We start from the raw sequence: 26792 nt of genomic DNA, 5'->3' as shown, positions 1-26792 counted from the left end.
CCCCCCCCCCCCCCCCCCCCCCCCCCCCCCCCCCCCACTACCTGGGCCGCGTCTCGCGCAGCGTCCACATCACCGGCAGCACCAGCACCGCCACCACGGCGATCATCGCCCCGGGCGCGGACGACCAACCGGTATGCCGCACCAGCAGTTCGGCCAGCAAGGGCGTAGCACCGCCAAAGAACGCCGTGGCCATGGTGACGCCCAGTGCCAGCCCGCTGAGCCGGCCTTCGCCGGGGAACTGCTCCGCCGTGGCCGGGGCCGCCACCGCACTCACGCCGCCCGCGAGGCAGGCCAGCACCACCGCCGCCAGCCCGATCGCCACGGTACTGCCGCCGGCCATCACCGAGAACATCGTCAACGGCAGCAGCGCCGACAGCGCGGCCAGCGCGATCAACACGGGGCGGCGCCCGATCCGGTCGGACAACGCACCGGCCAGCGGCGTCACCGCGATCACCGCCACCGCCGCGACCGTGGACAGCCACAATGCCTCCGATTCACTCACCTGCCCCACCGAACCGAGGAACGCGGGCACATAGGTGATTCCGACGTAATAGGTGATCGAGCCCAGTGCGGAGATCGCAAACGTGCGCGCAATCGCAGGCTTGTGGTGCCGCCAACTATCGCGGATCGGCGACGTCGGCACGGTGCCCTCGGCCTGCTGCCGCTCGAACTCGGGCGACTCGTGCATGGTCGAACGTGCCAGCAGGATCGCACCGGCCAGCGCCGCGCCGACGAAGAACGGAATCCGCCAGCCCCAGCCATCCAGCTGCGCCGTGCTGAGCAGCGCGACGGTCAACGCCGACAACGCCACCGCCAGCAGGGCCCCCACCTCGCTCGCGGCAGACGCCAATGAGGTCACCAGCCCGCGCCTGCGCACGGGTGCGGTTTCCAGCAGATACGCCACCACGCCGGTGTATTCGCCGCCGACCGAAAAGGCCATCAGGCAGCGCAGCAGCAACAGCAGCACACCGGCAGCGGCGCCAATGCTTTCGAAGGTGGGCAGCAGCGCGGTGGCGAGCATCGCCACGGTCATCAGCAACATCGAGGCCAGCAGCATGTAGCGCCGCCCGAAACGGTCGCCGAGGTGGCCGAAGACCAGTGCACCCAAGGGGCGCATCAGATACGACACCGCAAACCCGGCCAGGGTGGCCAGCAGCGCATTCTCGCCGCCGCCGAAGAACACGCGCGACAGCACCGTGGCCAGATACAGGTAAAGGGTGAAGTCGTACCACTCCACCACGGTGGAGAGGCCGGCGATGATCATCGAGCGCGTCTGCGGGCGGGCGGTGGGCGCGGTGGCAGCCGTACTCAAGCGTGCATCCTGAAAACACGCAGGCCTTCGCGGCGCGGCAGGGGACGAGATCGCATCGAGGAACTCCCGGCCGCCTGGGCCGCATCTGGACGGCGACAGCCTACGCCAGTCGATCTGCACGCCGTGTCACAGGAGAGCGGTCGTGTCGCAACACGCCCTGCCTGCGCTCAGGCCACGGCCGCCGGCCGCACCACACCCCGCCGATAGCTCAGCAGGCGGCCGTTGCCCGGCGCATTGCCTTCATCCTCGAACAATCCCAGCTCCTCGGTCACATCGAAGCCCTGCAGGGCCATGCCACGCGAGAACGCGCCCACGTTGCCGCGGCCGGGATCGGTGATCAGCAGCTCGGCATCGGGCTTGGCGTGCCGCAGCATCATCGCCGCGATCTGATGCGCATGCCCCCGTTCGTAGAGGATGTCGCTGCCGATGATCAGGTCGAAGCGCCCCAGCGAGCCATCGGGCACTTCCCAGGGCAGGTCACGGTAGGTCACCGCTGGCAGGTCGTTGAGGCCGGCGTTGTAGGCCAGGAAGGACTCGGCCAGTGGATGGTGGTCGGTCGCCACGACATCGGCGCCGCGATGGGCCAGTACCAGGCTGGACAGGCCCAGACCGCAGCCCAGCTCCAGGATCCGCTTACCGGTGACGTCGAAGTGGCTCATGGTATCGGCCAACGCGCGGCCGGCCGGCCAGATCTGACCGAACAGGCTCCACAGCGAGGAGTGGATGCCGGCCCGCTGGGCGCGTCCGGTGGGATCGGAAAACTGCTGCAGATCGCTGAGCGCGCGGATACGGAAGTCGTGACCGCCGACCGGGATGGTGAGAATGCGGGTGGTATAGCCCGGCATGAGCGCTCCGTGGGACACGGGAGCCTTCATTCCGCTGGCGGCATGAAGGGCTCTGAGAAAGGAGCGAAGGCGATCAGGTGTCGATCGCGCAGGACGCGCGTACGTGCGTGTTGCCCCCATCCTACGCCATGGGCGAGGACCTGGCTGAACGCCTCGGGGCGGCCTTGCGTGCGTTCGGCGCGGCTTTGCGCCCGGCAGGCGCGGCGCCGTAGCGCACCTGGCACACCGGGCAGAAGAACGCCCGCCGCCGGGTCGTGCCCGGGTAGGTCTTGCTGAGCGGGCCGCCGCAGTGGGGACAGGTGCGCTTGGTGTGGACCAGCCAATGCTGGCGCAGCACGAACTGCCGCTTCCAGTCCAGGAAGTCGAAACTGTACTGCCGCGCCTGCTTGATGATCTCGCCCAGCTTGCGCGGTGGCAGGGCGCCGACCGTGGATTCGGGATGCACACGCGTGCGGAACAGCACCTCGTTCTTGATGATGTTGCCCACGCCGGCAAAGATGTCCTGGTCCAGCAGCGCGTCGCAGATCAATGCTTCCGGCTGCTGCTTGAGCTTCCTGCGCGTCAGCCTGGGATCCCAGACTGGGTCCATCACATCCCCGCGCCAGTCGTAGGTGTCCTCCAGCGCGCCTTCGATGTACTTCACCGACGAGGCATAGATGTTGAGCTCGCCGTTGTCGAACTGCAGCGACACCCGCGGTGGCGATGGCTTGCGCTCATCGATGCGGTAGCTGCCGAACATCAGCATGTGCACGCGCAGGCTGAAGCCACGGAATTCGATCAGGAAGTGCTTGCCCCAGCTGCGCAGGGCGACCACGCGACGGCCCTCCATGCGGGTCAGATCGAGTGAGCTGTTGCCGGTTGCAAGGCGCACTGTCTTGCCGCGGAACTTGGCGGCGGCCTCGCGCAGGATGACGATGGAAGGACCTTCAGGCATGCGTGGTGATCTCCTTCAGGCGCAGGGCATTGGCGATCGCAAAGCCATGGGCGGTGTTGTCGAAGATCACCCACGGTGCCTGCGCCTGCCCGGGCTGCTGCACGACCTGTGTCGCCAGAGAGGCCAATGCGGCATCGGGATAGTCGCTGTAGTACATGCTCGGCGAACCGTGCCAGCCCCAGTAGTGCCAGCCCTGCGCGCCCCCCGGAAGCGCGGCGGCGGCAACGCGCGCCGGATCCACCGCGGCCCGGGAAATTGCGTGGCGCTGCAGCAGCGTATCGGCTTGCGTGCTGAACCAACTGGCATGGCGGGGCTCGCAGACCACAGGCACCTCGGTGCGTCGACGCAACACGCGGAAAAAGCTCCCGGCTCGGCGCGTATCCAGTGCCAGCGATGGCGGCAACTGCAGCAGCAGGGCGCCTAACGTACGCCCCAGTCCACCCACCTCGTCCAGGAAGCGCTCCAACAGTGGGCCCACGCCGACCAGTCCGGAATCGTGCGAGATGGTCCGCGGCAGCTTTACCGAGAAGCGGAAGTTGGCCGGTACGGTGGCCGCCCAGCGCGCGTAGGTCGCGCGTTGGTGCGGCCGGTAGAACGAGGAGTTGATCTCCACCACGTCAAAGCGCGTGGCATAGCGCGCCAACAGGCTGTCGCCGGGCCCGAAGTGCGTGGCGTAGCGGCTGGGGATCGACCAGCCGGCACACCCGATCTTCGGCATACGCGACGCGGCCATGAGGGCCTCCTTCAGCGCAGGATTTCGCCCTGGTCTTCCCCATCCCAGTAATGGATGCGCGCCGCAGCCACCTGGATCAGAACCAGCCCAGGGCTATCCACACCCTGCGCGAACCAGCGCTCCAGATCTTTCACCCAATGCTGCTGCATCACCGCCTTGTCGCGGATCAGGGTCGCCCTGCCCTGCACCGCCACGAACAGCGGCGGCTTGCCAAGCAGCGACTTGCTGCCGGTGAAGCTCAGCGCCACCTTCGGGTCGTGCGTGATCTCGCGGACCATGTCGGTGTCTTCGGTGGTGAAGAACCAGCTGTCGCCGTCGTAGTCCACATCGCCGTTGTTGCTCATCGGCCGCGCCGCGATCTCGCCGCTGTCGGCATGGGTCTGCAGCATGGTGAAGTCGATGTTGGCCATCTTCTTGGCCAGTTCGGGCAGCGTCAGCGTGGTCATGGCGGATCCGGGTTGGGGATAGGCTGCCAGCGTCGGCCGATGGCAGTGACCGTGCCGTGGAGGGCCGCTGTCCTGGCCTTCACGCCGTGCCGGGGCGTCGTCTCGACCGCGCAGGCGCTTGACAGCCGCCCGCCAACGGAACACCATCAGTTAACGAATTAGTTAATTACCACCCATGGACCGCATCTTCGAAGCCCTCGCCTCCACCGCACGCCGGCAGATCCTGGCCTACCTCAATGGCGGCGAGTTGAGCGCGGGCGAGCTGGGCGAGCGCTTCGATTTCAGCAAGCCGGCGCTGTCCAGCCACCTGCGCATCCTGGAAGACGCCGGGCTCATCGAGCGCGAGAAGCGCGGCCAGTTCGTGTACTTCCGGCAGGTGCCCGACACGCTCGCCAATACCCTGTTCGCGTGGGCCGCCGAGGTCTGTCCGGTGGGCGGCCCGCTGCAGCGTGAAAGCCGTGCCCGTGCCCGCCGCAAACCCACCGCGTGAGCTGAGCGACCCAACGACAAGGAGATCGGCATGCTGGACACCGCCCACGTGAGTCGTTCGTTTCCCAGCGTCAGCCTGCCCTCCTGCGGCGATGGCAGCCCGGTCGAGGTGGCGTTGATCGCCCAGCTCGGGATCGGTGCCGGCGATGCGCTGCTGCGCGACGCGGGCCTGCGCCAGGCGCAGCATCCGCGCTTCGTTGATGCACTGGACGAACCTTCCGCGCGGCTGGGGGGCATGCACTTGGCGCACGGCGATGCGTCGTCGCTGTATTCGTTCTCGGTAGGCCGCACCGGGCATCCGTTCCATCGCCATGCCGGCCCGCGCATGTTCACCGCCATCGCCGGCAGCGGGGGCGTACAGCTGCGTTTTTCCACCGTGTCCGACGCACAACTGCAGCAGGACCCGGCCGCCTTCGTGCGCGCCCTGCGCTGCATCGACGTGCCGCCGGACTGCCTGTTCACCGTGCGCTTCGGCAGCGGTACCTGGCACCAGTTCGTGTCGCGTCATCCCCGGCACCCGGCGCTGTTCGCGCTGTCCTGCCATGCCGATGAGCGCAGTGGCGCATTGAGCGATGCGCAACGTGCACGCATCGATGCAGGCGCCGCCGACATCCCCTCATTGACCGAGACCCTGCCGCCGGCGTTGCAGCACCTGCTTGACCAGAGCGACCTGGACCAGCTTCCGCGGGTGACGCTGTCGCTGCGCGCGCCAGCCGCTTCGGCACTGGCTCGCTGGTGCGCCGGCAGCCGCAACCTGGTCGGCCGGGTACGCAGCGGCCTGGCGCGGTTGCGCCCTGCCCATGGCTACATCGGGCAGCGCGCGACATGCGGCACGCTGGGCACGCAGGCGGCGGCGCCGGCCGATTCACTGCTGCAGCAGGCGTTGCCGCAGGGCTTCGACCACCAGGATTACACCTATGTCACCCTGCCCGCCCACAGCATCGGCGGGCACTCGGCGCGTGCGCTGCTGGAAGCGGTGCTGGAGGGATTCGTCCGCAATCCACCGCCGGGCGTGGGCCGGCTGATGGCCCTGCGCAATGTGCTGGTGACCCCCTTGCGGCTGCGCACCTCGCCGCTGGGCTGCCCGGTGTCCTCGCTGCTGTCTGACGGGCCCGGCGAGCGTTTCGCCGGTCGCTTCCCGGTGCATGCCCAGGCCACCGACGCCGCCGACCGCAGCGCCGAAGTCCTGCTCGGTGCCGACGACCGCCACCTGCAGTTCCGCTCGTGCGTGCGCGTGCAGGTGCTGGACGATGGTGCGGCGGTGATTGCGCTGGGCACCCGGGTGCGCACGCTCAACGCGTTCGGCCGCCTCTACATGGCGGCGATCAACCGGATGCACCGCCGCCACGTCAGCCCGGCGATGCTGCGCATGGCCGTGGCACACGCGTTGGCACCGGAACTGGCCGCCGCGATTTCGCTGCAGGACACCGCCCTGGCCTGATCGGGTGGGCTCAGCGCTGGTGATCCGCGAGCCGTACGACCTGCATCGCCAGGTCGTACGCTGCGCACTGGCTGAAGCGGGCGTCAAACAACGGCACGGTGCGCACGGTCTGCATGCTCAGCCCCCGTTGTACGGTCCGGTGCCCGGGTAAACCTGCAGCAGCGCGCGGGTGAGCGTGCTGGGGTACACGGTGAGGTGGTCTTCGGCCGGGACCACCCGGTTCTCCACCTGTAGGCCCTGGTAGCCGCGCTGGCGCAGTCGATCGGCGAAGGCCTGCGTATCGCGCACCATGTCGTTGCGTGGGCCGTCTACTGCATCGGGCGTGGGTGTCTCTTGACTGCCGATCGCCAGCAATACCCGGGCCGGCAGCGCGCGGTGCTGCTGCGCGTAGTCCTGTTCAAGGCGGTTGATGTAGTGCCCGTCGAACCACAGCGACGGGCTGGACAGGATGTAGGTCTGGAACATCTGCGGGCGTGTGAGCAGCACATAGGTGCCGAACAGCCCCCCGTAGGAATGCCCGGCGAAACTGCGCCGCGCCGGATCGGTACGGTAGCGCGCGTCCACCGCGGGCAACACGTGCGTGGCCAGGAAATCGCGGTAGTGCGCGGCACCGCCGTAGACCACGTCGTCGCTGTAGTCATCGTCGGCACTGCGTTGCGGCTGGGTGGGTGTGTAGTCGCGCGAGCGGCTCTGCTTGGAGGTCAGCCCCTGCTGCGGCGGCAGCCCGACCAGGATGAAATCTTCCAGGTTGGCGCCGCCCTGCCCCACCAGGTTGCGCACGCTGCGCACCAGCGGAAAGCTGTACAGCGCGTCGGTGACGAACAGCACCGGGTAGCGCCGCTCCTGCTGCTGCGCGTAGCTGACCGGCAGTGCCACCCAGATCGGATAGTCGCGCCCGGCCGGATCATGCACGCTCCAGCTCTCGGTATCGGGCAGGACCACGCCTGCCGCCGGCACCGCCGCCGCAGGCGTGCTGCGCAGCGCATCGCCGTGCAGCGCACAGCCACCGGAGGTGGCCAGCACCATCATCGTTCCCAGCACGTTGCGCATTGCTTTCATCCGCGTTCTTCCGCCCTATCAGCGCGCAAGCGTCGCAATTCCCTACGGGCTTGCCAAGCCGGGGCGTTCAGCTGCGGTGCGGTTGGCCGCGTCTTGGCGCAGCGTAATCAGCGTGATCTCGGACGGCACGCCGATACGTGCCGCGAAGCCCGGCCACAGTCCGGCACCGTTGCTGACATACAACGTCATACCATCCACCTCGTAGCGCCCGGACACAAAGCCGCCGTTGGCGCGCTTGACCAGCTGGTCCATGCCGAGGATGTGGCCGCCGTGGGTGTGGCCGGAGAGCTGCAGCGCCACGCCCTTGGCGGCGTTCGCGCGTGCCTCCACCGGGCGATGGTCGAGCAGGATCACCGGCGCCTGCGGGTCCGCCCCGGCCAGTGCGGCGGTCAAGTCCGGCATGGGCAGGCCGTAGCGCGCGGCCACCGGATCGGTGACACCGGCGATGGTCAACGTCGCACCGTCACGCTGGACCTGCGTGTGGGTATTCTCCAGCACCTGCATGCCCTGCCCGCGGAAGGCCTGCATCCACTCGGCGTACTGCGCGTAGTACTCGTGGTTGCCGGTGATCGCGATGACGCCATCGGGCGCGCGCAGCCTGGCCAGCGGCGCGAAATCGTTGGCGCGGGCGCTGACGCTGCCGTCGATCAGATCCCCGGTGATCACCACCAGATCCGGATGCAGGGCATTGCTCTCGGTGACCACTTTTTCCACCCAGGCACCGGTGAGCAGGCGGCTGGCGTGGATGTCGGTGAGCTGCAGCACGCGGTAGCCGTCGAACGCGGCCGGCAGCCCATCGATGGCGACCTCGATCTGCCGCGGCTTGGGGACCGCCATGCCCTGCCAGATGCCGTAGGCGGACAGCAGCAGCGCCAACGTGCCCGCCGCAGGGCGCAGCCACGTCGCGCGCAGCTTCGATAGCACGCGCCGCGCCCGGACCAGGCGCGCGATGAGCAGCAGCGCATCCAGCACAAGCACGAACACCGCACTGATCAGCAGCGTGGTGAACCCGGTCGCAAGCACCGCAATCAACGCTTTGGGAATCTCGGGCGAGGCCATGGTCCCGGCGAACTGCGCCACGATCCGGTGGTGCAGCGCCAGTGCGACCACCAGCAGGCCCAGTACGATCCGCACCGGACGCGACAGCCGCAACGGCCAGATCAGCCGCCACACCAGATACAACGCAAGCAAACAGCCGATCACACTCAGCACAGACACATCCTGGAAACGAGGGGGAATGGGCCGGCCGCATCGCTGCCGCCTTGCCCAGCCCTTTATCGTTGCCGAATCGCGCGGCGTGTTCCAGTGCAGGAGGTCGTGATGATTCAGGCAGAGCGCTGGCTTGCCTTCGCGCGCGCTGCAGCGGCGGGGGGCTTCGCTGCCCGGTTGCGCGCGATCGCGGCGCGGATCAATGCCTTGAACGCGGTCGCGTTGATCGTTTCGCCCTCGTGCAGATCGATGGCGCGGCGGGTGTTGCCCTCCAGGCTCGCATTGAACAGCCCCTTGGGATCGGGCAGCGCCGCGCCCTTGGCGAAGGTCAGCTTCACGGCCGCCTTGTAGGTCTCGCCGGTGCACAGGATGCCGCTGTGCTCCCATACGGGCACGCCTCGCCACTTCCAGGTTTCCAGCACCGCCGGATCGACCTCGTGGATCAGGCTGCGGATGCGCGCCAGGGTCTGGCCCCGCCAATCATCCAGCGACTGGATGCGCGCATCGATCTGCTGCGATGCGGACAGCTCGCTGGCTGCCGCAGCGCGCGGGGTCGTACGGGCTTTGGGCTGGGTCATGAGGTCACCACCATTCGCCATGGGCGGCCCGGTCGGCAGCGCCCTTCGTGCGCGTTATAGACCTGATCGGAGGGGGCTTCAAGCCGGCGCTTACATCCGCTCGCCCGGGAGCCGGGTGGCCTGCGTCACCCACGCCCGGAACTGTGTCTCGTCCAATGGAACGCCCTCCTCGATGTGCAGGTAGCGCGTGTCCTGGCTCTTGGAGGCGACCGGCGGGAGCGGCTGCAGGGCCATCCCTCTGAAAAATGCCACTTTGATGTAGCGGGTAAAGCAATGCAGGCTGAGAAACCAGCCGTCGCCATCGATGCCATACAGCGGTGAATTCCATTTGACCGCTTTGTGTACGCCGGGAACGGTGGCCACGATCAGCGCATCCAGCCGTTCGCCGACGGCACGCTTCCAACCGGGCATGGCGGTGATATAGGCCTGCACCGGGCCATCGCCATCGCCCTTGGGAATCTGCGGATTGCCGCCGGACAGCAACCGGGGCTCGCCGGACGCCAGCGGAGGTAGCGACGTCTTTCCTGATGCGCGGGATCGATTCGTGGCCATGCTGCCGTTCCTGTGTGAGACCTGCCTGCGTTATAGACCGCGCCGTGCCAGGCAGCAATGCACGGCCGCGGACCTTTGAACATTCTCCCATGGCCTCGTTCCGGCGGTGGTCCGCCTGCTACGGAATCCCGGCCGGCATGCAGCATCACGTGCGGTCGGTCAGTCCTGCGCGGGGCTGCAGTAGCGGTAGACCAGATCCGCCGGGTCGGCCCGTGCGGCCGTCGCATCCAGTACCCCGCCAAGGCGTCGCGCGACCTGCGCCGACGCGATATTGGTCGGCGTCATGTAGCTGACCAGGGTCGGCAACGCCAATGCGGAGAACGCCCAGTCACGCAGCGCCGCAGCGGCCTCGGTGGCATATCCCCGGCCCTCATGGGCGTCTTGATGTCGTACGAGGGCTTGGGACGTTGGTCCACTCAGATCCAGCGCTGGTCCAGCAGCTCGCGCTTGATATAGGCATAGAACACCGGCGCCGCGACCAACCCTGGAAGCCCGAACGCGGCTTCCATCACCAGCATCGCCAGCAGCAGCTCCCAGGCACGCGCCTGGATCTCGCCCCCGACGATGCGGGCGTTGAGGAAGTACTCCAGCTTGTGGATGACCACCAGATATAGCAGCGCGACCACGGCCACGTAGAACGACACCGACAACGCGACGATGGTGATGACCGTGTTGGAGATGATGTTGCCCACCACCGGCAGCAGGCCGGCAAGGAAGGTGATCAGTACGAGTGTTTTCGCCAACGGCACGTGCACGCCGAACAGTGGCAGCACCCCGAGCAGGAAGATGGCGGTGAACAGCGTATTGAGCAGGGAGATCTTCACCTGCGCGAACACCACCTGCCGGAAGGCCGTGGCCATGCGGCTGGTGCGGCCGATCAGTTCCTGCGCCAGCGGTCCCATCTTCGGCAGCGGCAGTTCGTCGTAGAGCGCGATCATCGCGCCCAGCACCATGCCGATCAGAATCCGCACGCTGATCTGCACGGCCGAGGTGCCCGCGATGCCGAGCTGCTGGCGGTGCGTCGCCGCCCAGTCGTTCATCGCGGTGCGCAGCGCCTGCAGGTCTTCCGGGATGTACGGCTGCAGCAGGTCCGGCACCTGGTGGCGGGACGTGTTGAGGATGTCCATCAGGCGCATCAACAGCGCATCCGGCCCGCCGGTTTCATTGCGGAAGAACGAGGCGATGCCGATCGCAGCCAGCGTCAGCGCGCCGATGATCAACGCCGACAGCACGATCACCGAATAGGCGCGTGCGCGCCCGGGCGGCAGCTTGCCTTCGACGGTGGAGGCCAGCAGGTGGGTCAGGTGGAACACCAGCAGGCCCGACAGCAGCGTCACCACCAGCCCGAGTTTCAGGGTCAGCCACATGCCCAGCAGCATCAGCAACCAAGACGCGATGCGGGCGGTGGGCGGCTTGGGCAACGCGGGGATCACTATGGACATGCGGGCGCATCCTGACGGGTGGCCCATGGTAGTGGATGCGGTGTGGGCGCTGCAGTCGAGCCCCGCACCATCAAACTGAAATCCAGCGTCTGCTGGAGCGGTACATCAACACGTTCGATGATGGCGAGCAGCAGGTTGACCGCGCGGGCACCGATCTCCCGCATCGGTTGCCTGATGGTCGTCAGCGGAGGCGTGAGGTAACGCGACGATGCCAGGTCGTCGAAGCCAACGACGGACAGATCATCCGGCACCCGGATGCCCAGATCCCGGCAGGCCGCCAGGACGCCCAGCGCCATCTGGTCGCTGAAGCAGAACACCGCGGTCGGCGCGGGCGCGCGCGCCAACAGCGCCATCCCGGCCGCGTGACCGGATTCGACGGAGAAGTCGCCGGGCACGACGCTGAGCTGGCGCAGGCGACCGCGCGCCTTGCCGGCGCCCCGGACCCCTTCCAGCCGTTGCTGGTGCAGGGGATTGTCCGGCGGCCCACCGACCACGGCGATCCGCTCGTGCCCCAGGCCATACAAGTGGTCCATTACCGCGCGCGCGGCGGCCGCGTTGTCGATGTGGACGCTGGGAATGCCCAGCGCGGGATCGAACTCGCAGCCGTTGACCACCGGCGCGGCAATGCCCTGCTGCTGGACGATGTCACGTGCCGTAGGCGGGAGGCGATGCCCCAGCACGATCAGACCGTCAGCCTCGTTGCGCCGGAGCATCTGCGCGTAGCGTTCCTCGCGCTCGGGCAGGTTCTGGGTATCGCCCAGCAGGACGGCGTAACCAACGGCCTGCGCCGCGTCCTCCGCGCCCTGCAGGATCTGGGCGAAGAACGGGTTGGCGATGTCCGGCACGGTGACCAGGATCTTGCCGCTGCGCTGGGTCTTGAGTGTCCTGGCAACCGTGTTGGGGACATAGCCCAGCGCGGCGGCCGCCTGCTCGATGCGCGCGCGCGTGGCCGGCAGCACTTTCTCCGGCCGGGACAGCGCCCGCGACACCGTGCCGGCCGAGACGCCGACGTGCTTTGCAATGTCGTAGATGGTGGCCATGGCGTTACCTCTTCCTTCCGCTGTGCAGTGCACAACGGGTCTTTCGAATGCCCCTGCTAGGATAATGCAATCGATTGCATCTAGGGCGAATCCTCTTGAAAACGCTCAAGGGTCCAGCGCTGTTCCTGGCGCAGTTCATCGGCGACACACCTCCTTTTGATCGGCTGGACACGCTGGCCGGCTGGGCCGCGGGGCTGGGCTATTCTGGCGTACAAGTGCCGACCAGCGCGCCCCACCTGTTCGATCTGGCCGAGGCGGCGCGCAGCCAGGCCTACTGCGACGACGTCGCCGGCATGTTGGCCGGGCATGGCCTGCAGATCACCGAGCTGTCCACCCACCTGCAGGGGCAGCTGGTCGCCGTCCATCCCGCCTACGACAGCCTGTTCGACGGCTTCGCACCGCCGGACAAGCGCGGCGACCCGGCCGCCCGCCAGGCCTGGGCGGTGGAGCAGCTGCTGCTGGCCGCCAAGGCCAGCCAGCGCCTTGGCCTGACGGCGCATGCCACCTTCTCCGGCGCGTTGGCCTGGCCCTACTTCTATCCCTGGCCGCAACGCCCGCCCGGGCTGGTCGACGAAGCCTTCGCCGAACTCGGCCGCCGCTGGCGCCCCATCCTGGATGCGTTCGACACCTGCGGCGTGGATCTGTGTTTCGAGATCCATCCGGGCGAGGACCTGCATGACGGCGCGACGTTCGAGCGCTTTCTCGATGTGGTGGACCATCACCCCCGCGCGAAGATCCTGTACGACCCCAGCCACCTGCTGCTGCAGCAGATGGACTACCTGGGTTTCATCGACCGCTACCACGCGCGCATCGGCATCTTCCACGTCAAGGACGCGGAGTACCACGCCAGTGCGCGCAGTGGCGTGTATGGCGGTTACCAGGACTGGATCGATCGTCCGGGCCGGTTCCGCTCGCTCGGCGACGGCCAGATCGACTTCAAGGCGATCTTTTCGAAGTTCGCGCAGTACGACTTTTCCGGATGGGCGGTGCTGGAGTGGGAGTGCTGCCTGAAGCACCCGGAGGACGGCGCGCGCGAAGGGGCCGCCTTCATCCGCGACCACATCATCCGTGTAACCGAGCGCGCCTTCGACGACTTTGCCGACAGCGGCACCGATCCTGGATCACTGCGCCGCATGCTGGGGATCTGAGCCAACACTGCCTGGGAGGGCAAGCCATGACGCACACCATGTCGCGCTTGGGCGCGATGATGTTTCTGCAGTTCTTCATCTGGGGGGCATGGTTCGTCACCCTGGGGACCTATCTGGTGCAGGGGCCCTTGCAGGCCAGCGCGAGCCAGGTCGCGACGGCGTTCCTCAGCCAATCGATCGGCGCCATCGTCGCGCCCTTCCTGGTCGGCCTGATCGCGGATCGCTACTTCGCAGCGCAGCGCATCCTCGCGGTGCTCCACCTCGCTGGCGCGGCGCTGATGTGGCTGGCGTCCACGGCGACGGACTTCAGCACCTTCTCCGTCTATGTCATGGGATACATGCTGCTGTTCATGCCAACGCTGGCGCTGGCCAACAGTGTGGCGATGCGGCACATGCAGTCGCCGGAAAAGCAGTTTCCGCTCGTGCGGGTGGCCGGCAGCGTCGGCTGGATCGTGGCGGGCGTGCTGATCGGCTGGCTGGGCTGGGAACAGGCGCATCGGCTCGAGCTGACGTTCCGGATGGCGGCGATGGCGTCGCTGGCGCTGGGTCTGTATGCGTTCACGCTGCCGCACACGCCGCCGCTGGCGCAACAGCGCGACGCCGGGCTGGGGCAGATCCTGGGGCTGGATTCGCTGCGGCTTCTGAAGTCGCGCTCCTACCTGGTGTTCTTCCTGGCGTCCATCGCCATCTGCATCCCGCTATCGTTCTACTACAACTTCACCAACCCGTACCTCAACGATCTTGGCGTGCGCGGCGCGGCCGGCCTGCAATCGCTGGGCCAGGTCTCCGAAGTCCTGCTGATGCTGGCCATGCCGTTCCTGTTCGTCCGGCTGGGGGTCAAGACGATGCTGGCCGTCGGCATGGCCGCATGGGTAGTGCGCTACGCCATGTTCGCCTTTGGCGATGCGGGCGCGGGCTTCTCCCTGCTGGTGATCGGCATCGTGCTGCACGGCATCTGCTACGACTTCTTCTTCGTCACCGGCCAGATCTACACCGATGCGCATGCCGGCCCCGCCGCGCGCAGCAGCGCGCAGGGGTTCATCACCCTGGCCACCTACGGCGTGGGCATGTTGATCGGCACGTTCCTGTCCGGCGCGGTGGTGGAGCACTACACCACGGCGGCGGGCCCGGACTGGCAGCAGATCTGGCTGTTCCCGGCGGGCGTCGCGCTGGTCGTGCTGATCGCCTTCCTGCTGCTGTTCCGCGACCGGCCGGTGGTTGCGGCCGCCCCTTCCACCCCCTGAGGACCGCACCCGATGCCCAAGCTTGGAATTGCCATCGTCGGCACCGGCATGATCGGCGCCGTACACCATCGCGCGGCGCTGCTGGCCGGTGCGGAGATCCGGGGCGTAGCCGCCTCGTCACCGCATCGCGCACGCGACGTGGCGCAGGCATGGAATGTCCCGCGCGCCTATCGTGACATCGAAGAGGTGGTCACCGATCCGCAGGTACACGTCGTGCACGTCTGCACGCCCAACCATCTGCACCGCGCCATGGCGCAGGCGGCGCTGGAAGCGGGCAAGCACGTGATCTGCGAGAAACCGCTGGCCACCACGCTGGAGGACGCCCAGGCGCTGGCCGCATTGGCCACCTCGACCGGGCTGGTCGCCACGGTGCCGTTCGTCTACCGCTACCACCCGGTGGTGCGCGAGGCGCGCGCTCGCATCGCGCAGGGCGAGCTGGGCCCGCTGCACCTGATCCACGGCAGCTACCTGCAGGACTGGCTGCTGGACCCGGCCAGCAACAACTGGCGCGTGGATCCGGCGCTGGGCGGCGCGTCGCGCGTGTTCGCCGACATCGGCTCGCACTGGTGCGACCTGGTGGAATGGGTCAGTGGCGAGCGCTTCGTCGACGTCAGTGCGGCATTCGCCACCGTGCTCGCCGAGCGCGGCGCCCTCACCGGCCAGAGCTTCACCACGCCGGCGGCGGGCGGCGCGATGCAGGCCGTATCCAGCGAAGATGTGGCCGCGGCGATGTTCAAGACCGCCGCAGGCACGCTGGCGTCATTGACGGTCAGCCAGGTCTCGGCCGGACGCCACAATCGCCTCTGGTTCGAGATCGACGGCGCCCGAGCCAGCGTGGCGTTCAACCAGGAGGACGCCGAACGGCTGTGGATCGGCCGACCCGACCAGCGCGAGGAAACCTTCGTGCGTGGGCCGGGTGCCGGTAGTGCCGAACAACGCCGGCTGTCGGTGTTGCCGCCCGGCCATGCGCAGGGCTACGGCCACTGCTTCGAGGCGTTCGTCGCCGACACCTATCACGCCATCGACGGCGAGCGGCCACAGGGCCTGCCCACCTTCGAGGACGGCCTGCGTTCGGCATTGATCGTCGACCGCGTGATTGCATCGGCCAGGTCCCGTGCCTGGACCACCATCGGTTGAATCCCGGGAGGATGTGTTGATGAAAATCGCTACGCGCAGGACCACCACCCTCGCACTGCTGCTGCTCGTTGCCCTGCCCGCCTTCGCAGGCGGCCCCGCCGGTCCACAGCAGCCCATCGCAGTGCAGATGTACACGCTGCGCGACGCCGGCACGCTCGACCAGCAGTTGAAGATCGTGCATGACGCGGGCGTCGGCGCGGTGGAGACAGTCGGCACCCAGAACGTCAGCGCAACCGAACTCAAGCAACTGCTGGACCGCTACTCGATCAAGGCCATTTCCTCCCACGTGCAACTGGCCGATCTGCGCAGCGACCTGGACGGGGTGGTGGCCTTCAACCGCTCGATCGGAAACACCACCCTGGTGGTGCCGTACCTGGACAAGAAGGATCGGCCGACCGATGCCGCAGGCTGGACCGCACTGGGCCAGGAACTGGGCCGGATCGCGGCGATGGCAAACGCCCAGGGGATGCGCTTGGCTTACCACAACCATGACTTCGAGCTGGTCGATTTCAACGGCAAAACCGGCCTGGAACTGCTGTTCGCTGCGGCCGGCCCCGACCTGCAGACCGAGCTGGACCTGGCCTGGGTAGCCCGTGCGGGCCATGACCCGGTGGTGATGCTGGGCAAATTCCGTGGCCACGTGTTCGCGGTACACGCCAAGGACAACGCACCCAAAGGCCAGGCCGAAGACGAGGGCGGCTTCGCCGCCGTTGGCCAGGGCGTGCTGGACTGGAACGCGATCCTGCCTGCCGCCGCGGCGGCGGGCGTGCAGTGGTACATCGTCGAGCACGACCAACCTCATGATCCGGCCAAGGTCATCAAGACGGGCGCGGACTACCTGCGTCAACACCTCATCACCACGCTGCCCGCCAGCGCACCGCGCTAGCCCGCCAAGGAGCCCCACTTGAACAAGATCCTGACGCTGGCCCTGACGCTGTTCGGCACGGTGCTGGCCCCCACAGCGTGGTCCAAGGACGACCCGGCCGCTGGCGCACAACTCTATGCCGTGCACTGCACGGCCTGCCACGGCGCGAATCGGGCCGGCGTTCCGCCGACGTTCCCCGCACTCACCGATGTCTCCAAGCGGTTGCAGCCGGCGCAGATCAAGGAAAAGATCAGCAAGGGCGGCGGCTTGATGCCGCCCTTTTCCCAGCTGTCGCCACAGGAAATCGACAATCTCGCCAGTTACCTGGCGAAATAGGATTGCACTACAGCTGCCGCACCCAGATGTTGCGGTAGCTGACCTTGGAATCGTGTTCCTGCAGGTAGATCGGCGCACACCCATGGGGCGCGTACGACGGCGCGCCGATGTACTCGGTCTTGCCCGCCAGCACGGTGTCGTCCTGTACCAGCACACCGTTGTGCAGCACAGTGATGCGCGCGGGCGAGAGGAGCCCCCCACCCTGCGAGAAGCGCGGCGCCTTCCAGAGGATGTCGTAGGCCTGCCACTGCCCCGGTGCACGCGAAGCATTCACCAAGGGCATGGCCTGCTTGTAGATGGCGCCGGCCTGGCCGTTGGCATAGGTCGGGTTGTTATAGCTGTCGAGCACCTGCAGCTCGTAGCGTTCCTGCAGGAAGATGCCACTGTTGGCGCGGTCCTGGCCCTCAAAGCCCTCGGTTTCGACAGGCGTGCGCCACTCGACATGCAGCTGGACGTCGCAGAAGTGCTGCCTGGTGCGAATGCCCTTGCTGCCCGGAACCACCGTCAGGGCGCCATCGGCGACGCGCCAAGGCACGCGCCCGCCCTGCTCCGACTCCCAGGCGGACACATCATTGCCATCGAACAGCACGATCGCGTCGGAGGGTGCCTTTCCTGGGGGCGTGGCCACGCTCGCGGGCACCGGCGTCCAGACCTCGGTCTTCTTCGGATCACGCGCAGGGTCGGCACCGGCCTGCGCGAGCGCAGGTGCGGCAACCAGCATGGCGGCGGCGATCAGCACAGGCGTGATCATTCCGTTGCGCTCCATCAGCTGGTCCCCCACGCCGGCGTACCGGGGATATAGGCGAGGTCGCCGTCGTAGCGCCCCGGCACCGCGACGTACTGCAGCACCTCGGTCGCGCCAACCTTTGAAGTAAAGAAACCGAAGATGGCCAGCTGCTTGAGCATCGTGAAGTAATGCGGCATCGCTTCTCCCTCCTCGGTGGTGCCGGTCTCGGTCACTTCGACCGCGTGTTTCCTGGCCTCTGTATCCAGCGCGCGCAGCAGCTCGGTGCGGGCCTGCGGCGCGAGCGAGACGAAGCGGCCACCGGCCCGTTTATCGATGTCGGCAAGGCCGGCACGGAAGCTTGCCTGCTGCCGGGCGGTGTAGCAGTCGCTGACGAACGTCGCCATGAACGCACCGGCGCCTGCGTCTTTCGCCCCCGGCGTCTTCGTCCGCGGCAGGATGGTCTCTGCGATCTCATCCAGCGTGCCGACATCCGCGTCGGAGAAGCGCGTCTTCGCCCCTGCGGCAGGAGCCTGTGCCTGACCGAGTACGGGCAGACCGATCATGGCCGCACCGGTGGCGGCGACGATCATCTTCAGCAGTTCGCGGCGGTCCATCACAGATTCCCCGCTTTCAGTTCGCGCACGGCATGGTCGGCAGCCCGCGCCGTCAGCGCCATGTAGGTCAGCGAAGGATTCACGCAGGCGCTGGAGGTCATGCACGCACCGTCGGTCACATAGACGTTGGGGGCATCCCAGACCTGGTTGTGCTGGTTCAGCACGGATGTCCTGCGGTCACGCCCCATCCGCGCGGTCCCCATTTCGTGGATGCCCTTGCCGGGGGCGTAGTCCTTGTCATGCATCTCCACGTCTTTGACCCCCGCGGCCTCGAGCATCTCGGCGGCATCGGCGGCCATGTCCTTGCGCATCGCCAGTTCATTGGCGCGCATGGAGACATCCATCGCCAGCACCGGCAGTCCCCACTTGTCCTTGCGCTCGGCGTCCAGGCGGATCGTGTTGTCGTGGTGCGGCAGCATCTCGCCGAAGCCGGTCATGCCGATGCGCCAGTCACCGGGCACGGTCAGCGCCTCTTTCAGGTCGGCACCGATATTCAGCTCGGCGATCTCGCGCGACCATCCTGTGCGGCTGGCACCGCCCTGGTAGCCGAAGCCACGCAGGTAGCGGCGCTTGTCCGCAGCCACGTTGCGGAAGCGGGGAATGTAGAAGCCGCAGGGACGACGGCCGAAGTAGTACTTGTCCTCATAGCCCTCGACCCGGCCCGAGGCGCCCGCACCGAAATGATGGTCCATCACGTTGTGCCCGAGTTCGCCCGACGATGCGCCCAGCCCACCCTCCCAGACATCGGTGGCCGAGTTCATCAGCAGCCAGGTCGAGTTGAAGGAGGACGCGTTGAGGAAGATGACCTTGGCCGTGTACTCATAGGTCTTCCCCGTCTCGGCATCGATGACCTCCACGCCGCGCGCACGCTTGCGGTCCTTGTCGTAAAGCACTTCCTTGACGATCGAGAACGGCCGCAAGGTCAGGTTGCCCGTTTTCATGGCCGCCGGCAGCGTCGCCGCCTGTGTCGAGAAATACGCGCCGAAGGGACAGCCCAGGATGCACTTGTTGCGGTACTGGCAGTTGACGCGGCCCTGCTCGGGCATCGGCTGGGTGATGTTGGCGGTGCGCGAGTGGATCATGTGCCGCGTTCCGCCAAAGGCCTTCCGGATCCGCGCGGCCACGTCCTTCTCGACGATGTTGAGCGGGATCGGCGGCAGGAACTGTCCGTCCGGCAGCACGTCCAGCCCTTCACGGGTGCCGGCGATGCCGGCGAACTTCTCCACATGGTCGTACCAGGGTGCGATGTCGGCGTACCGGATCGGCCAGTCGGTGGCGATGCCGTCCTTGAGGTTCGCCTCAAAATCCAGGTCGGAGAAGCGATAGCTCTGCCGGCCCCACATCAGCGAACGCCCGCCGACGTGGTAGCCGCGGAACCAGTCGAAGCGCTTGGTCTCGATGTAGGGCGATTCCTGTTCGTCGGCCCACATGCCCTGAAGGTTCTCGGCCAGCGCGTAGTCGCGCATCAGCACCGGGAAGGCGGCCTTCATCGCCCGGGTTGGCCGGTTGCGGTGCGGGAAGTCCCACGGCTCCTTCATTGCATTGACGTAGTCCTTCACGTGCTCGATGTTGCGGCCGCGTTCCAGCATCAGCACCTTGAGGCCCTTCTCGGTCAGCTCCTTCGCCGCCCAACCGCCACTGATTCCCGAGCCAACGACGATGGCGTCGTAATGATTGTCTGCCATGGATCTCTCACCTGGTGGATATCGTTTCAGACGTCGCAGAGGCGGATCGCCTCGCGCAGCGAGCCGACGGGATCCGGTGACGCAGGCATGAATTCCTGCGCCAGATAGCCGTCGAAACCGGTGTCGCGGATCGCGCGACAGATGGCGGGGTAGTTGAGTTCCTGGTGGTCCCCGATCTCGTGCCGGCCCGGCACGCCCGCCGTGTGGTAATGCTTGAAACAGGCGTGATCCCTGCCGATGGTGGCGATGATGTCGCCCTCCATGATCTGCATGTGATAGATGTCGTAGAGCAGGCCGAAGTGGTCCGAGCCGAGCCGCTGGCACAGCGCCACGCCCCACGCGGAGGTGTCGCACAGGTAGTCGGGATGATCGACCCTGGAGTTCAGCAGCTCCATCACCAGCACCACGCCGCGCTTCTCGGCATGGCCGAGGATGCGCTTGAGGCCGGCCTCTGCATGGGCCATGCCTTCCTGGGGATCCATGCCGTTGCGGTTGCCGGAAAAACAGATGAGATTGCGGTAGCCCGCATCGGCCACCAGATCGATGTGCCGCGTGTAGCGCTCCACCAGTTGGTCGTGGAACTCGCGGCCGGCAAAGCCCTTGGTCAGGCCCAGCTCCGCACCGTTGCACATCGAGCTGTCCACGCCATGGGCCTTCAGCGTGGGCCAGTCTTCCGGGCCAACCAGATCAATGGCGGCGAACCCGATGTCCTGCACCGTCCTGCACAGCTGGGCGACCGACTGCTGCGGAAAGGTCCAGCGGGCGACGGAGTGCTTCAGGTTGCCCTTGAGCGGCGCGGCCGCGGCAAACGCCGGCAGCACGCCCGCAGCACCCAAACCAAGGCTCGCGGCGGCCGCTAGGCGCAGTGCATCGCGCCGGGTAAGCCCCGGCCCCGATGCCGGCGCGGGTCTGATCGAATGGATGGACATCCGTCTTCCGGCCTCCCAACCGGTATCAAACGCTGACGATCCGTTGCAATGCAATCGATTGCACCATAGAGGAGGAACTGATTTTTTTGCAAGACGCGGTGCACGAAAATGCATGCTGCGAGGCACAACGCCGCCCAAACGAGAAAACCCCAGTAAGCACACCGGCTTACTGGGGTTTATTCAAACGCGAACAATTACTGGAAAATCAGAACGGAATGTCGTCATCCGCGAAGTCGTCCATCGGCGGTGCCGACTGCTGCGGGGCCTGCTGCTGCGGGCGCTGCTGACCGTAGCCACCACCACCGCCGCCGCGCTGACCACCACCACCGCCACCACCACCGCCGTACTCCTGGCGCGGGGCCTGCTGGCGCTGCGGACGTTCGCCGCCGGCACCACCGCCACCGCCGCCTTCACGGCCGCCGAGCATCTGCATTTCATCGGCGATGATGTCGGTGGAGTACTTCTCCACGCCATCCTGGCCGGTGTACTTGTCGTAACGCAGGCTGCCTTCGACGTAGACCGAGCTGCCCTTGCGCAGGTATTCACCGGCGATCTCGCCGAGCTTGCCGAAGAACACCACGCGGTGCCATTCGGTACGCTCCTGCTGGTTGCCATCCTTGTCCTTGCGGACGCTGGTGGTGGCCAGGCTGATGCGGGTGATCGCCATACCGCCCTGGGTGTACTTCACGTCCGGGTCGTTGCCGAGGTTGCCGACCAGGATGACTTTATTGATGCCGCGCGCCATAGGGTTGCTCTTCCGTTGTCCGAGGGCAGGCCGCAGTCATATCACAGCCCCGGGCGGGGTGCAGATCTGCCGGGCCGCCCTTGGGAAAATTGGGGGGATCCAGATTGCACCATCTTATCATCGCCGCCGTCCCCGACCCTGTCGGAATTCCGCCCGGCAGCGACCGGAAACCTGCTCGAGCCCTATCCCGCAAGGGTGACGGCGGTTACACCGGACGCCGTCGGGCCCCGGCCCGCCAGGCCATCCCGCCGCCCGGCCCAGCCCTGGCAGCGCATGGCATGATGTCCCTTCACTGCCTCACCCCCTGCTGAAATGACCATCCGCGGCAAAGCCACCTCCCTCGATATCGCCCACCTGGCCGGCGTCTCCCAGCCCACGGTGTCGCGGGCGCTGCGCGGCAGCCCCATGGTCAACGCCGAGACCCGGCAGCGGATCCTGGCCATTGCCCGGGAGCTGAACTACAAGGTCGACAAGAACGCCTCCAGCCTGCGCCTGCGCAATGCCGGCACGCTGGCCCTGCTGTTCTTCGAAGACCCCACCAATGACGACTCGCTGATCAACCCGTTTTTCCACGCCATGCTGGGCTCGATCACCCGGGCCTGCGCGCTGCGCGGTTATGACCTGCTGGTCTCCTTCCAGCAGCTGTCCACCGACTGGCAGGCCGATTACGAGGACAGCAACAAGGCCGACGGCATCATCCTGCTGGGCTATGGCGACTACCACGAGTCGCGCGAGCGCCTGCAGCGGCTGGTCGAGCAAGGCACCCATTTCGTGCGCTGGGGCGCTTCCCTGCCCGATCAGCCCGGTGTCTCGATCGGCAGCGACAATTTCCAGGGCGGGTTCGACATCACCGCGCACCTGCTCGACCAGGGCTGCCGCCGGATCGCCTTCGTCGGCCATGCCTCCAGCCACTACCCCGAGTTCGAGCAGCGCTACCGCGGCCACGTGGAGGCGATGCAGGCGCGCGGCCTTACCGCCGAGCCGTCCCTGCAGCACGATGCGATCACCACCGAACAGTCCGGTTTCGATGCCTGCCAGGCACTGTTGGCGCGCGGCGAGCGTATCGACGGGCTGTGCGCGGCCAGCGACCTGATCGCGATCGGTGCGATGCGCGCCCTGCGCGAACACGGCCTGCGCGTGCCCGAGGACGTGGCGGTCACCGGCTTCGATGACATCCCGCTGGCCGCCTCGGTCTCCCCACCGCTGTCCACCGTGCAGCAGGACACCAAGCAGGCCGGGCACCTGCTGGTGGAAAAACTGCTGGCGCTGATCGAAGGCCAGCCGGTGGAGGGCCAGAGCATCGCGGTCAAGCAGGTGCTGCGGGACTCCTCGCTGCGCGGCTGAGCCTGGCTCAGGGCATACGCTGGAAAGTCAGGGTCTCGAACGTAAGCGACCGTACCTGGCCCTCTCCCACCTGGAAGGTCAGCCAGCTCCCCGAACCGGGGACGAGTTCAACGCGCACCTGATCCGTCTGTTCGCCTGCACTGGCGACGGCGTCCAGCCGCCCCCAGCGCAGCCGCAGCGCCTGCTCACCGGCCGCCTCGACCCGCATCTCGCCGAGCAGCGGATGGACGTATCGGCCCACGAAATGGTCGCGCGGCAACGACCGCCGCCAGGGGCGTGACTGGATCGCCTCGCGCTGGCGCGACACGTTCGCCTGCATCTGGGCCGCCTTGGCCTGCAGCGCCAGGAAGCGGGCGGCAGAGCGCGACGTGATCCCGGGCTCGTGTAACAGCAGGCCATATACGTGATCGGCGATGAGGTTGGTCAGCGGCGCGCCCAGCACGTCCTCGTTGTTGAGCACCACCAGCGCGGTGTTCTGGTCCGGCATGAACGACAGGTGCGCGTGGAAGCCGGCGAATCCACCGAAGTGGTGCAACAGTGGGTGGCCCTTGTACTGCCCGGTGTACCAGCCCCACGCGTAGCCGTCGCGCGCGAAATCCAGATAGCTCGCGTCCAGCGCGACCTGACGCTGCTGCGAGCGGGTGATTAGCTCCCGGGCAAGGGCGGTGTTGCCCTCTCCCGGTAACTGCGCGATCAGGAAACGCGCCAGGTCCGGCGCGGTGGCGACCATGCCGCCGGCCGCCTGCATCGTGTCGTCCGCTTTGCGCAGATACAGCGGCGTGGTCGGCTGCGCACTGGCCAGCGAGTAAGGCGCGGCCATGGGCCAGCCGGCCGCTTCGGCAGTGCTGATCCGGGTACTCGTGTGCCGCATGCCCAACGGCTCGAACAACGTGCGCTGGAGCTGGTCCTGCCACGGCGGGCCGTTGTGCTGGTCCATCCAGATGCTGAGCAGGTTGTAGCCCAGGTTGGTATAGCGGAAGGTGCCGTGCGCCGCGTCCGGATCGCGCTGGGTTGCCGCCACCAGCGCCCGCCGCGAGGTGCTGTCGTGCACGCCGCTGAAGGCGGTGGCCCAGACCAGGGCGGTGTTGTCCACGCCGGCAGTGTGCGTGAGCAGATCGCCGACGGTGATCGCCTCGGCGTCCAGGCCATCGAAGTGTGTTTGCGGAAACATCTGCTGGAGTGACATCGCCATGTCGAGCTCGCCGGCGCCCTGCTTCTGCAGGGCGTTCAGCGCGAAGAACGGCTTGGTCGCCGAGGCGATGTAGAAGACAGTGTCAGCCGTGACCGGCGTGCCGGCCCCGATATCCGCGAGACCGTAGTAGCCTTCATGGATCACCTTGCCGTCCTTCACCACCACGACGGCGGTACCCGAAGGCAGGCCCGTGGCCGCCTTGGTCTGTTCGATGAGGGAGGACAGCGGGGCAAAATCGACAGGCGTGGCAGCGTGCACCGGAGACATCACGGCCACGGCAACGCCGGCACAGAGTGCCAGGATGCGTTTCATTCGAGGTCCTGTTGCAGGGGAGCCGCCGGCGACGCGGGCGGCAGGATGGCGGCCTTACTTCAGGCGACGATCCAGCACGAAGTACACCACGTTGCCCAGCCCGGTCGCACCGAGCAGCAGGGCGATGGCGCCAGGCGTGACCCGGTCGATACCGAGCAGATCGACCAGGCCGAATGCCAGCGCCAGGGTCAGCAACACGCAGCCCCAATGCAGCGAGGCCAGCCGCCGCTTGGTGGTATCGCCGGCCAGCAGCGAGCGCACCAACTCTTCCGAACCGCGGGCTTCAACGATCCGGCGGCGCGTGTGGCCATCGACCACGCTCTTGATGGCATACACGATGCCGAGGATCAGGACGACGGGGAGAATCAGGTTGTAATCCATGGTGCGTTCGTTCCGTTGAGGAGGGGCTTGTCCACTGAGATACGGCCAGGGCGGAATGGGTTGCACGAACCACGGTTGCAACCGATGGCGCACTCGACGTATCCCTATGGGGATGCGAATACCGCCGCCCACCCCTGCCGACTGTCTCGACGCCGACCGGGCACTGGTCGCCGCTATTCTGTCGCGGCAGCCCGGGGCGTTCGAACAGCTGGTGCGGGAGTATCAAGGGCTGTGCTGGCGCGTGGTCGACCGCATGGTCCGCCATCCCGACGACACCCGCGAGCTGTGCCAGGAAGCCTTTCTACGCATCCATCAGACGCTGCATCAGTACCGCGGCGAAAGCGCGTTGAAATCATGGGTGGCACAGGTCGCCTATTCGATCGCCAAGCGCCACCTGGAACGGCGCCGCATTCCGCTGGTGGAGAACAACATGGGCGAGGACGGCACCGCATTGATCGATCAGATCGGCGATGGCATCGATCTGGAAGCACGTACCAGCGAGCAGGACATCAACGCGCACCTGCATGCGGCGATCGACGCCTTGCCGCCCCTGCAGCGCACCCTGCTCACGCTCTATCATCTGGAGGAGATCTCCATCGCCGAGATCGCCACCCTGACCGACCTGGCCGAAGGCACCATCAAGAGCCATCTGTTCCGCAGCCGCATGCGGTTGCGCGAGCTGCTTGAATCCCGCATTGGAGTGCCCGCATGAGCAGCGCAGACGATCCCCGCATCGACCCGGAGGAATGGCAGGCCCAGGAACGTGGCCTGCGCGCGGCGCTGAGTGGCCAGCGCGCCGGACCAGAGGCCACCGATTATCTGCGCATCGCCCAGGCCATTGCCTGCACACCGCAGAGTGGGCCGCCGATGCGCTTCGCCCGTGATGTCGCCGTGCGCATCGCCCGCCATGACGCCGGTATCGAGCGCTGGGTGTCGCGCGTGCTGCTGGCGGTGCTGGCGATCACGGTGCTGGCGTTGGGCGCCCTGTTCGGCCCCGCGTGGTGGAGCACGGTCGAGCGGACCGCGGGCAGCGCGGCGACCGGGTGGCTACTGGCTGGCGCAGCATGCGTGGCGCTGTCGTGGCTGGCGGGCCGCTGGCGGGCGTCCGGCCGGAAGCACCCATGACTTACGGCGGATGCAGGCTATCTGAATAGGGCGGATAACCGAGCTATCGCCCAGGGGAAGCTGTCCGCATGCTTGAGATCCGCGCGCTGTCCAAGACTTACGCCAATGGGGTCCACGCCCTTGCCGGTGTCACCCTCGATATTCCCCGCGGCATGTTCGGCCTGCTCGGCCCGAACGGCGCCGGCAAGTCCTCGCTGATGCGCACCCTCTCCACGCTGCAGGAAGCAGACAGCGGCACCGCCACCTTGGCGATTCCCGGTGAGACAAGCATCGATGTGCTGCGCGACAAGGACGCGGTGCGCCGTCGGCTGGGCTATCTGCCGCAGGACTTCGGGGTGTACCCCAAGGTCAGCGCGCTGGATCTGCTTGATCATTTCGCGGTCCTGAAGGGCCTCACCAACAAGGCCCAGCGCCGCGAAGTGGTGGAAGCCCGACTGCAGCAGGTCAATCTGTGGGATGCGCGCAAGCGCAAACTGGGCACCTACTCCGGCGGCATGCGCCAGCGCTTCGGGATCGCGCAGGCATTGCTCGGCGATCCGCGACTGGTGATCGTTGACGAACCCACCGCCGGGCTGGACCCGGAAGAACGCAACCGCTTCCTCAACCTGCTCGCGGCGATCGGCGAGAACGTGGCGGTGATCCTGTCCACGCACATCGTCGAAGATGTCACCGACCTGTGCCCGAACATGGCGATCATGAACAAGGGGCAGGTACTGCTGACCGGCAAGCCCAGTGACGCGATCGACGCGCTCCAGCACCAGGTCTGGCGCAAGCAGGTGGATGCTGCCGCGTTGCCCGCGTACGAAGCCAACCATGTGGTGCTGTCCACCCGCCTGGTGGGTGGCCGGCCGGTGATCCACGTGCACAGTGAGTCCGACCCCGGCGACGGCTTTGCCGCCGTCGCTCCCGATCTGGAAGACGTCTATTT

Annotated in this window: 30 protein-coding genes; 11 read left to right on the top strand and 19 right to left on the bottom strand. The window is 67.1% G+C overall.

Annotated elements, in window-relative coordinates:
* Nucleotides 1-37 precede the first annotated feature (37 nt).
* The 5 genes from ACE026_RS15140 to ACE026_RS15120 all read right to left on the bottom strand — a co-directional run bounded on the left by ACE026_RS15140 (nucleotide 38) and on the right by ACE026_RS15120 (nucleotide 4270).
* Entirely contained in the window at nucleotides 38-1264 is a 1227-nt protein-coding gene (locus tag ACE026_RS15140) for an MFS transporter (protein ID WP_486039792.1), read from the bottom strand.
* Between the two features lie 215 nt (nucleotides 1265-1479).
* The gene (locus tag ACE026_RS15135) at nucleotides 1480-2157 is read right to left on the bottom strand and encodes a class I SAM-dependent methyltransferase (RefSeq protein WP_486039665.1); all 678 of its coding nucleotides are present in this window, start codon (nucleotides 2155-2157) and stop codon (nucleotides 1480-1482) included.
* Between the two features lie 121 nt (nucleotides 2158-2278).
* The gene (locus ACE026_RS15130) at nucleotides 2279-3091 is read right to left on the bottom strand and encodes a DNA-formamidopyrimidine glycosylase family protein (protein ID WP_486039664.1); all 813 of its coding nucleotides are present in this window, start codon (nucleotides 3089-3091) and stop codon (nucleotides 2279-2281) included.
* Nucleotides 3084-3824: a DUF72 domain-containing protein gene (locus ACE026_RS15125; RefSeq protein ID WP_486039663.1), complete on the bottom strand. Its 741-nt coding sequence runs from the start codon at nucleotides 3822-3824 to the stop codon at nucleotides 3084-3086. Before ACE026_RS15125 ends, ACE026_RS15130 begins: the two co-directional genes overlap by 8 nt.
* Nucleotides 3825-3835: 11 nt before the next feature.
* On the bottom strand, nucleotides 3836-4270 hold the full coding sequence (locus ACE026_RS15120; RefSeq protein WP_176990092.1) for a pyridoxamine 5'-phosphate oxidase family protein: 435 nt from the start codon (nucleotides 4268-4270) through the stop codon (nucleotides 3836-3838).
* A 175-nt stretch (nucleotides 4271-4445) separates the two neighbouring features.
* Between ACE026_RS15120 and ACE026_RS15115 the strand changes: the two genes are divergently transcribed.
* Both ACE026_RS15115 and ACE026_RS15110 read left to right on the top strand, forming a co-directional pair.
* Nucleotides 4446-4760 carry a metalloregulator ArsR/SmtB family transcription factor gene (locus tag ACE026_RS15115; RefSeq protein ID WP_016922200.1) on the top strand — a complete coding sequence of 105 codons (315 nt, stop codon included), beginning with the start codon at nucleotides 4446-4448 and terminating at the stop codon, nucleotides 4758-4760.
* Between the two features lie 30 nt (nucleotides 4761-4790).
* A complete protein-coding gene (locus ACE026_RS15110) occupies nucleotides 4791-6200 on the top strand; it encodes a DUF2867 domain-containing protein (RefSeq protein ID WP_486039661.1) in 1410 nt (469 codons plus the stop codon).
* A 117-nt stretch (nucleotides 6201-6317) separates the two neighbouring features.
* Here ACE026_RS15110 and ACE026_RS15105 read toward each other — a convergent pair whose 3' ends face one another.
* The 7 genes from ACE026_RS15105 to ACE026_RS15075 form a co-directional block, all read right to left on the bottom strand.
* On the bottom strand, nucleotides 6318-7250 hold the full coding sequence (locus tag ACE026_RS15105) for an alpha/beta hydrolase (protein WP_486039659.1): 933 nt from the start codon (nucleotides 7248-7250) through the stop codon (nucleotides 6318-6320).
* A gap of 51 nt (nucleotides 7251-7301) precedes the next feature.
* On the bottom strand, nucleotides 7302-8471 hold the full coding sequence (locus ACE026_RS15100) for a metallophosphoesterase (RefSeq protein WP_486039658.1): 1170 nt from the start codon (nucleotides 8469-8471) through the stop codon (nucleotides 7302-7304).
* A 113-nt stretch (nucleotides 8472-8584) separates the two neighbouring features.
* Nucleotides 8585-9046: a DUF1801 domain-containing protein gene (locus tag ACE026_RS15095; RefSeq protein WP_486039656.1), complete on the bottom strand. Its 462-nt coding sequence runs from the start codon at nucleotides 9044-9046 to the stop codon at nucleotides 8585-8587.
* Between the two features lie 90 nt (nucleotides 9047-9136).
* Entirely contained in the window at nucleotides 9137-9598 is a 462-nt protein-coding gene (locus ACE026_RS15090; RefSeq protein ID WP_486039655.1) for a DUF1801 domain-containing protein, read from the bottom strand.
* A gap of 159 nt (nucleotides 9599-9757) precedes the next feature.
* The gene (locus ACE026_RS15085; RefSeq protein ID WP_486039790.1) at nucleotides 9758-10018 is read right to left on the bottom strand and encodes a GNAT family N-acetyltransferase; all 261 of its coding nucleotides are present in this window, start codon (nucleotides 10016-10018) and stop codon (nucleotides 9758-9760) included.
* Nucleotides 10015-11040, bottom strand: coding sequence for an AI-2E family transporter (locus ACE026_RS15080; protein WP_486039653.1), 1026 nt, complete (start codon nucleotides 11038-11040; stop codon nucleotides 10015-10017). The genes ACE026_RS15085 and ACE026_RS15080 overlap by 4 nt, the downstream gene beginning before the upstream one ends.
* Entirely contained in the window at nucleotides 11031-12080 is a 1050-nt protein-coding gene (locus tag ACE026_RS15075) for a LacI family DNA-binding transcriptional regulator (RefSeq protein WP_486039651.1), read from the bottom strand. Before ACE026_RS15075 ends, ACE026_RS15080 begins: the two co-directional genes overlap by 10 nt.
* A 95-nt stretch (nucleotides 12081-12175) precedes the next feature.
* Here ACE026_RS15075 and ACE026_RS15070 point away from each other — a divergent pair, with 95 nt between their 5' ends.
* From ACE026_RS15070 to ACE026_RS15050, 5 genes are read left to right on the top strand one after another with little or no spacing between them, the layout of a single operon-like run.
* The gene (locus tag ACE026_RS15070; RefSeq protein ID WP_486039650.1) at nucleotides 12176-13228 is read left to right on the top strand and encodes a sugar phosphate isomerase/epimerase family protein; all 1053 of its coding nucleotides are present in this window, start codon (nucleotides 12176-12178) and stop codon (nucleotides 13226-13228) included.
* A 26-nt stretch (nucleotides 13229-13254) separates the two neighbouring features.
* Nucleotides 13255-14472, top strand: coding sequence for a nucleoside permease (locus ACE026_RS15065; protein ID WP_486039648.1), 1218 nt, complete (start codon nucleotides 13255-13257; stop codon nucleotides 14470-14472).
* Nucleotides 14473-14484: 12 nt separating this feature from the next.
* Nucleotides 14485-15609 carry a Gfo/Idh/MocA family protein gene (locus ACE026_RS15060; RefSeq protein ID WP_486039647.1) on the top strand — a complete coding sequence of 375 codons (1125 nt, stop codon included), beginning with the start codon at nucleotides 14485-14487 and terminating at the stop codon, nucleotides 15607-15609.
* Nucleotides 15610-15628: 19 nt separating this feature from the next.
* On the top strand, nucleotides 15629-16495 hold the full coding sequence (locus tag ACE026_RS15055; protein ID WP_486039645.1) for a sugar phosphate isomerase/epimerase family protein: 867 nt from the start codon (nucleotides 15629-15631) through the stop codon (nucleotides 16493-16495).
* An 18-nt stretch (nucleotides 16496-16513) separates the two neighbouring features.
* Nucleotides 16514-16810, top strand: coding sequence for a c-type cytochrome (locus tag ACE026_RS15050; RefSeq protein WP_486039644.1), 297 nt, complete (start codon nucleotides 16514-16516; stop codon nucleotides 16808-16810).
* A gap of 7 nt (nucleotides 16811-16817) precedes the next feature.
* On the opposite strand, the gene ACE026_RS15045 is transcribed toward ACE026_RS15050, so the two are convergent.
* The 5 genes from ACE026_RS15045 to ACE026_RS15025 form a co-directional block, all read right to left on the bottom strand.
* Nucleotides 16818-17561, bottom strand: coding sequence for a 3-keto-disaccharide hydrolase (locus tag ACE026_RS15045; protein ID WP_486039642.1), 744 nt, complete (start codon nucleotides 17559-17561; stop codon nucleotides 16818-16820).
* Between the two features lie 14 nt (nucleotides 17562-17575).
* Nucleotides 17576-18151, bottom strand: a complete 576-nt coding sequence (locus ACE026_RS15040) for a gluconate 2-dehydrogenase subunit 3 family protein (RefSeq protein WP_486039641.1) — start codon at nucleotides 18149-18151, stop codon at nucleotides 17576-17578.
* Nucleotides 18151-19836, bottom strand: a complete 1686-nt coding sequence (locus tag ACE026_RS15035; protein WP_486039640.1) for a GMC oxidoreductase — start codon at nucleotides 19834-19836, stop codon at nucleotides 18151-18153. Before ACE026_RS15035 ends, ACE026_RS15040 begins: the two co-directional genes overlap by 1 nt.
* 26 nt (nucleotides 19837-19862) lie before the next feature.
* Complete coding sequence (locus tag ACE026_RS15030; protein WP_486039789.1) at nucleotides 19863-20765, bottom strand: hydroxypyruvate isomerase family protein; 903 nt, start codon at nucleotides 20763-20765, stop codon at nucleotides 19863-19865.
* 205 nt (nucleotides 20766-20970) lie between these two features.
* Nucleotides 20971-21510, bottom strand: a complete 540-nt coding sequence (locus ACE026_RS15025) for a single-stranded DNA-binding protein (protein ID WP_346468851.1) — start codon at nucleotides 21508-21510, stop codon at nucleotides 20971-20973.
* Nucleotides 21511-21822: 312 nt separating this feature from the next.
* Here ACE026_RS15025 and ACE026_RS15020 point away from each other — a divergent pair, with 312 nt between their 5' ends.
* Nucleotides 21823-22854: a LacI family DNA-binding transcriptional regulator gene (locus ACE026_RS15020; protein ID WP_486039639.1), complete on the top strand. Its 1032-nt coding sequence runs from the start codon at nucleotides 21823-21825 to the stop codon at nucleotides 22852-22854.
* A 7-nt stretch (nucleotides 22855-22861) separates the two neighbouring features.
* On the opposite strand, the gene ACE026_RS15015 is transcribed toward ACE026_RS15020, so the two are convergent.
* Together ACE026_RS15015 and ACE026_RS15010 are read right to left on the bottom strand one after the other, a co-directional pair.
* Nucleotides 22862-24358 (bottom strand): serine hydrolase domain-containing protein, encoded by a 1497-nt coding sequence (locus ACE026_RS15015; protein ID WP_486039637.1) that lies wholly within the window; start codon nucleotides 24356-24358, stop codon nucleotides 22862-22864.
* Nucleotides 24359-24412: 54 nt separating this feature from the next.
* A complete protein-coding gene (locus ACE026_RS15010) occupies nucleotides 24413-24739 on the bottom strand; it encodes a hypothetical protein (RefSeq protein ID WP_121043262.1) in 327 nt (108 codons plus the stop codon).
* Nucleotides 24740-24851: 112 nt separating this feature from the next.
* Here ACE026_RS15010 and ACE026_RS15005 point away from each other — a divergent pair, with 112 nt between their 5' ends.
* The 3 genes from ACE026_RS15005 to ACE026_RS14995 form a co-directional block, all read left to right on the top strand.
* Nucleotides 24852-25451 carry an RNA polymerase sigma factor gene (locus ACE026_RS15005; RefSeq protein ID WP_486039636.1) on the top strand — a complete coding sequence of 200 codons (600 nt, stop codon included), beginning with the start codon at nucleotides 24852-24854 and terminating at the stop codon, nucleotides 25449-25451.
* Nucleotides 25448-25864 carry a hypothetical protein gene (locus ACE026_RS15000; protein ID WP_486039635.1) on the top strand — a complete coding sequence of 139 codons (417 nt, stop codon included), beginning with the start codon at nucleotides 25448-25450 and terminating at the stop codon, nucleotides 25862-25864. Before ACE026_RS15005 ends, ACE026_RS15000 begins: the two co-directional genes overlap by 4 nt.
* Before the next feature lie 68 nt (nucleotides 25865-25932).
* A partial coding sequence (locus tag ACE026_RS14995) for an ABC transporter ATP-binding protein (protein WP_486039634.1) occupies nucleotides 25933-26792 on the top strand: 860 nt, incomplete at its 3' end.

This window comes from Stenotrophomonas sp. AGC87, from assembly GCF_057333975.1.
The sequence above is the reverse complement of the archived record's forward strand: the minus strand, read 5'-3'. Positions and strand labels throughout refer to the sequence as shown.

Coding starts and splice junctions, on each gene's coding strand:
- ACE026_RS15025 (WP_346468851.1), bottom strand. CDS start 21,510: ATGGCGCGCGGCATCAATAAAGTCATCCTGGTCGGCAACCTCGGCAAC.
- ACE026_RS15030 (WP_486039789.1), bottom strand. CDS start 20,765: ATGTCCATCCATTCGATCAGACCCGCGCCGGCATCGGGGCCGGGGCTT.
- ACE026_RS15065 (WP_486039648.1), top strand. CDS start 13,255: ATGACGCACACCATGTCGCGCTTGGGCGCGATGATGTTTCTGCAGTTC.
- ACE026_RS15105 (WP_486039659.1), bottom strand. CDS start 7,250: ATGCGCAACGTGCTGGGAACGATGATGGTGCTGGCCACCTCCGGTGGC.
- ACE026_RS15095 (WP_486039656.1), bottom strand. CDS start 9,046: ATGACCCAGCCCAAAGCCCGTACGACCCCGCGCGCTGCGGCAGCCAGC.
- ACE026_RS15060 (WP_486039647.1), top strand. CDS start 14,485: ATGCCCAAGCTTGGAATTGCCATCGTCGGCACCGGCATGATCGGCGCC.
- ACE026_RS15010 (WP_121043262.1), bottom strand. CDS start 24,739: ATGGATTACAACCTGATTCTCCCCGTCGTCCTGATCCTCGGCATCGTG.
- ACE026_RS15090 (WP_486039655.1), bottom strand. CDS start 9,598: ATGGCCACGAATCGATCCCGCGCATCAGGAAAGACGTCGCTACCTCCG.
- ACE026_RS15015 (WP_486039637.1), bottom strand. CDS start 24,358: ATGAAACGCATCCTGGCACTCTGTGCCGGCGTTGCCGTGGCCGTGATG.
- ACE026_RS15020 (WP_486039639.1), top strand. CDS start 21,823: ATGACCATCCGCGGCAAAGCCACCTCCCTCGATATCGCCCACCTGGCC.
- ACE026_RS15130 (WP_486039664.1), bottom strand. CDS start 3,091: ATGCCTGAAGGTCCTTCCATCGTCATCCTGCGCGAGGCCGCCGCCAAG.
- ACE026_RS15080 (WP_486039653.1), bottom strand. CDS start 11,040: ATGTCCATAGTGATCCCCGCGTTGCCCAAGCCGCCCACCGCCCGCATC.
- ACE026_RS15040 (WP_486039641.1), bottom strand. CDS start 18,151: ATGGACCGCCGCGAACTGCTGAAGATGATCGTCGCCGCCACCGGTGCG.
- ACE026_RS15005 (WP_486039636.1), top strand. CDS start 24,852: ATGCGAATACCGCCGCCCACCCCTGCCGACTGTCTCGACGCCGACCGG.
- ACE026_RS15140 (WP_486039792.1), bottom strand. CDS start 1,264: ATGATCATCGCCGGCCTCTCCACCGTGGTGGAGTGGTACGACTTCACC.
- ACE026_RS15075 (WP_486039651.1), bottom strand. CDS start 12,080: ATGGCCACCATCTACGACATTGCAAAGCACGTCGGCGTCTCGGCCGGC.
- ACE026_RS15125 (WP_486039663.1), bottom strand. CDS start 3,824: ATGGCCGCGTCGCGTATGCCGAAGATCGGGTGTGCCGGCTGGTCGATC.
- ACE026_RS15045 (WP_486039642.1), bottom strand. CDS start 17,561: ATGATCACGCCTGTGCTGATCGCCGCCGCCATGCTGGTTGCCGCACCT.
- ACE026_RS15115 (WP_016922200.1), top strand. CDS start 4,446: ATGGACCGCATCTTCGAAGCCCTCGCCTCCACCGCACGCCGGCAGATC.
- ACE026_RS15035 (WP_486039640.1), bottom strand. CDS start 19,836: ATGGCAGACAATCATTACGACGCCATCGTCGTTGGCTCGGGAATCAGT.
- ACE026_RS15135 (WP_486039665.1), bottom strand. CDS start 2,157: ATGCCGGGCTATACCACCCGCATTCTCACCATCCCGGTCGGCGGTCAC.
- ACE026_RS15000 (WP_486039635.1), top strand. CDS start 25,448: ATGAGCAGCGCAGACGATCCCCGCATCGACCCGGAGGAATGGCAGGCC.
- ACE026_RS15120 (WP_176990092.1), bottom strand. CDS start 4,270: ATGACCACGCTGACGCTGCCCGAACTGGCCAAGAAGATGGCCAACATC.
- ACE026_RS15055 (WP_486039645.1), top strand. CDS start 15,629: ATGAAAATCGCTACGCGCAGGACCACCACCCTCGCACTGCTGCTGCTC.
- ACE026_RS15110 (WP_486039661.1), top strand. CDS start 4,791: ATGCTGGACACCGCCCACGTGAGTCGTTCGTTTCCCAGCGTCAGCCTG.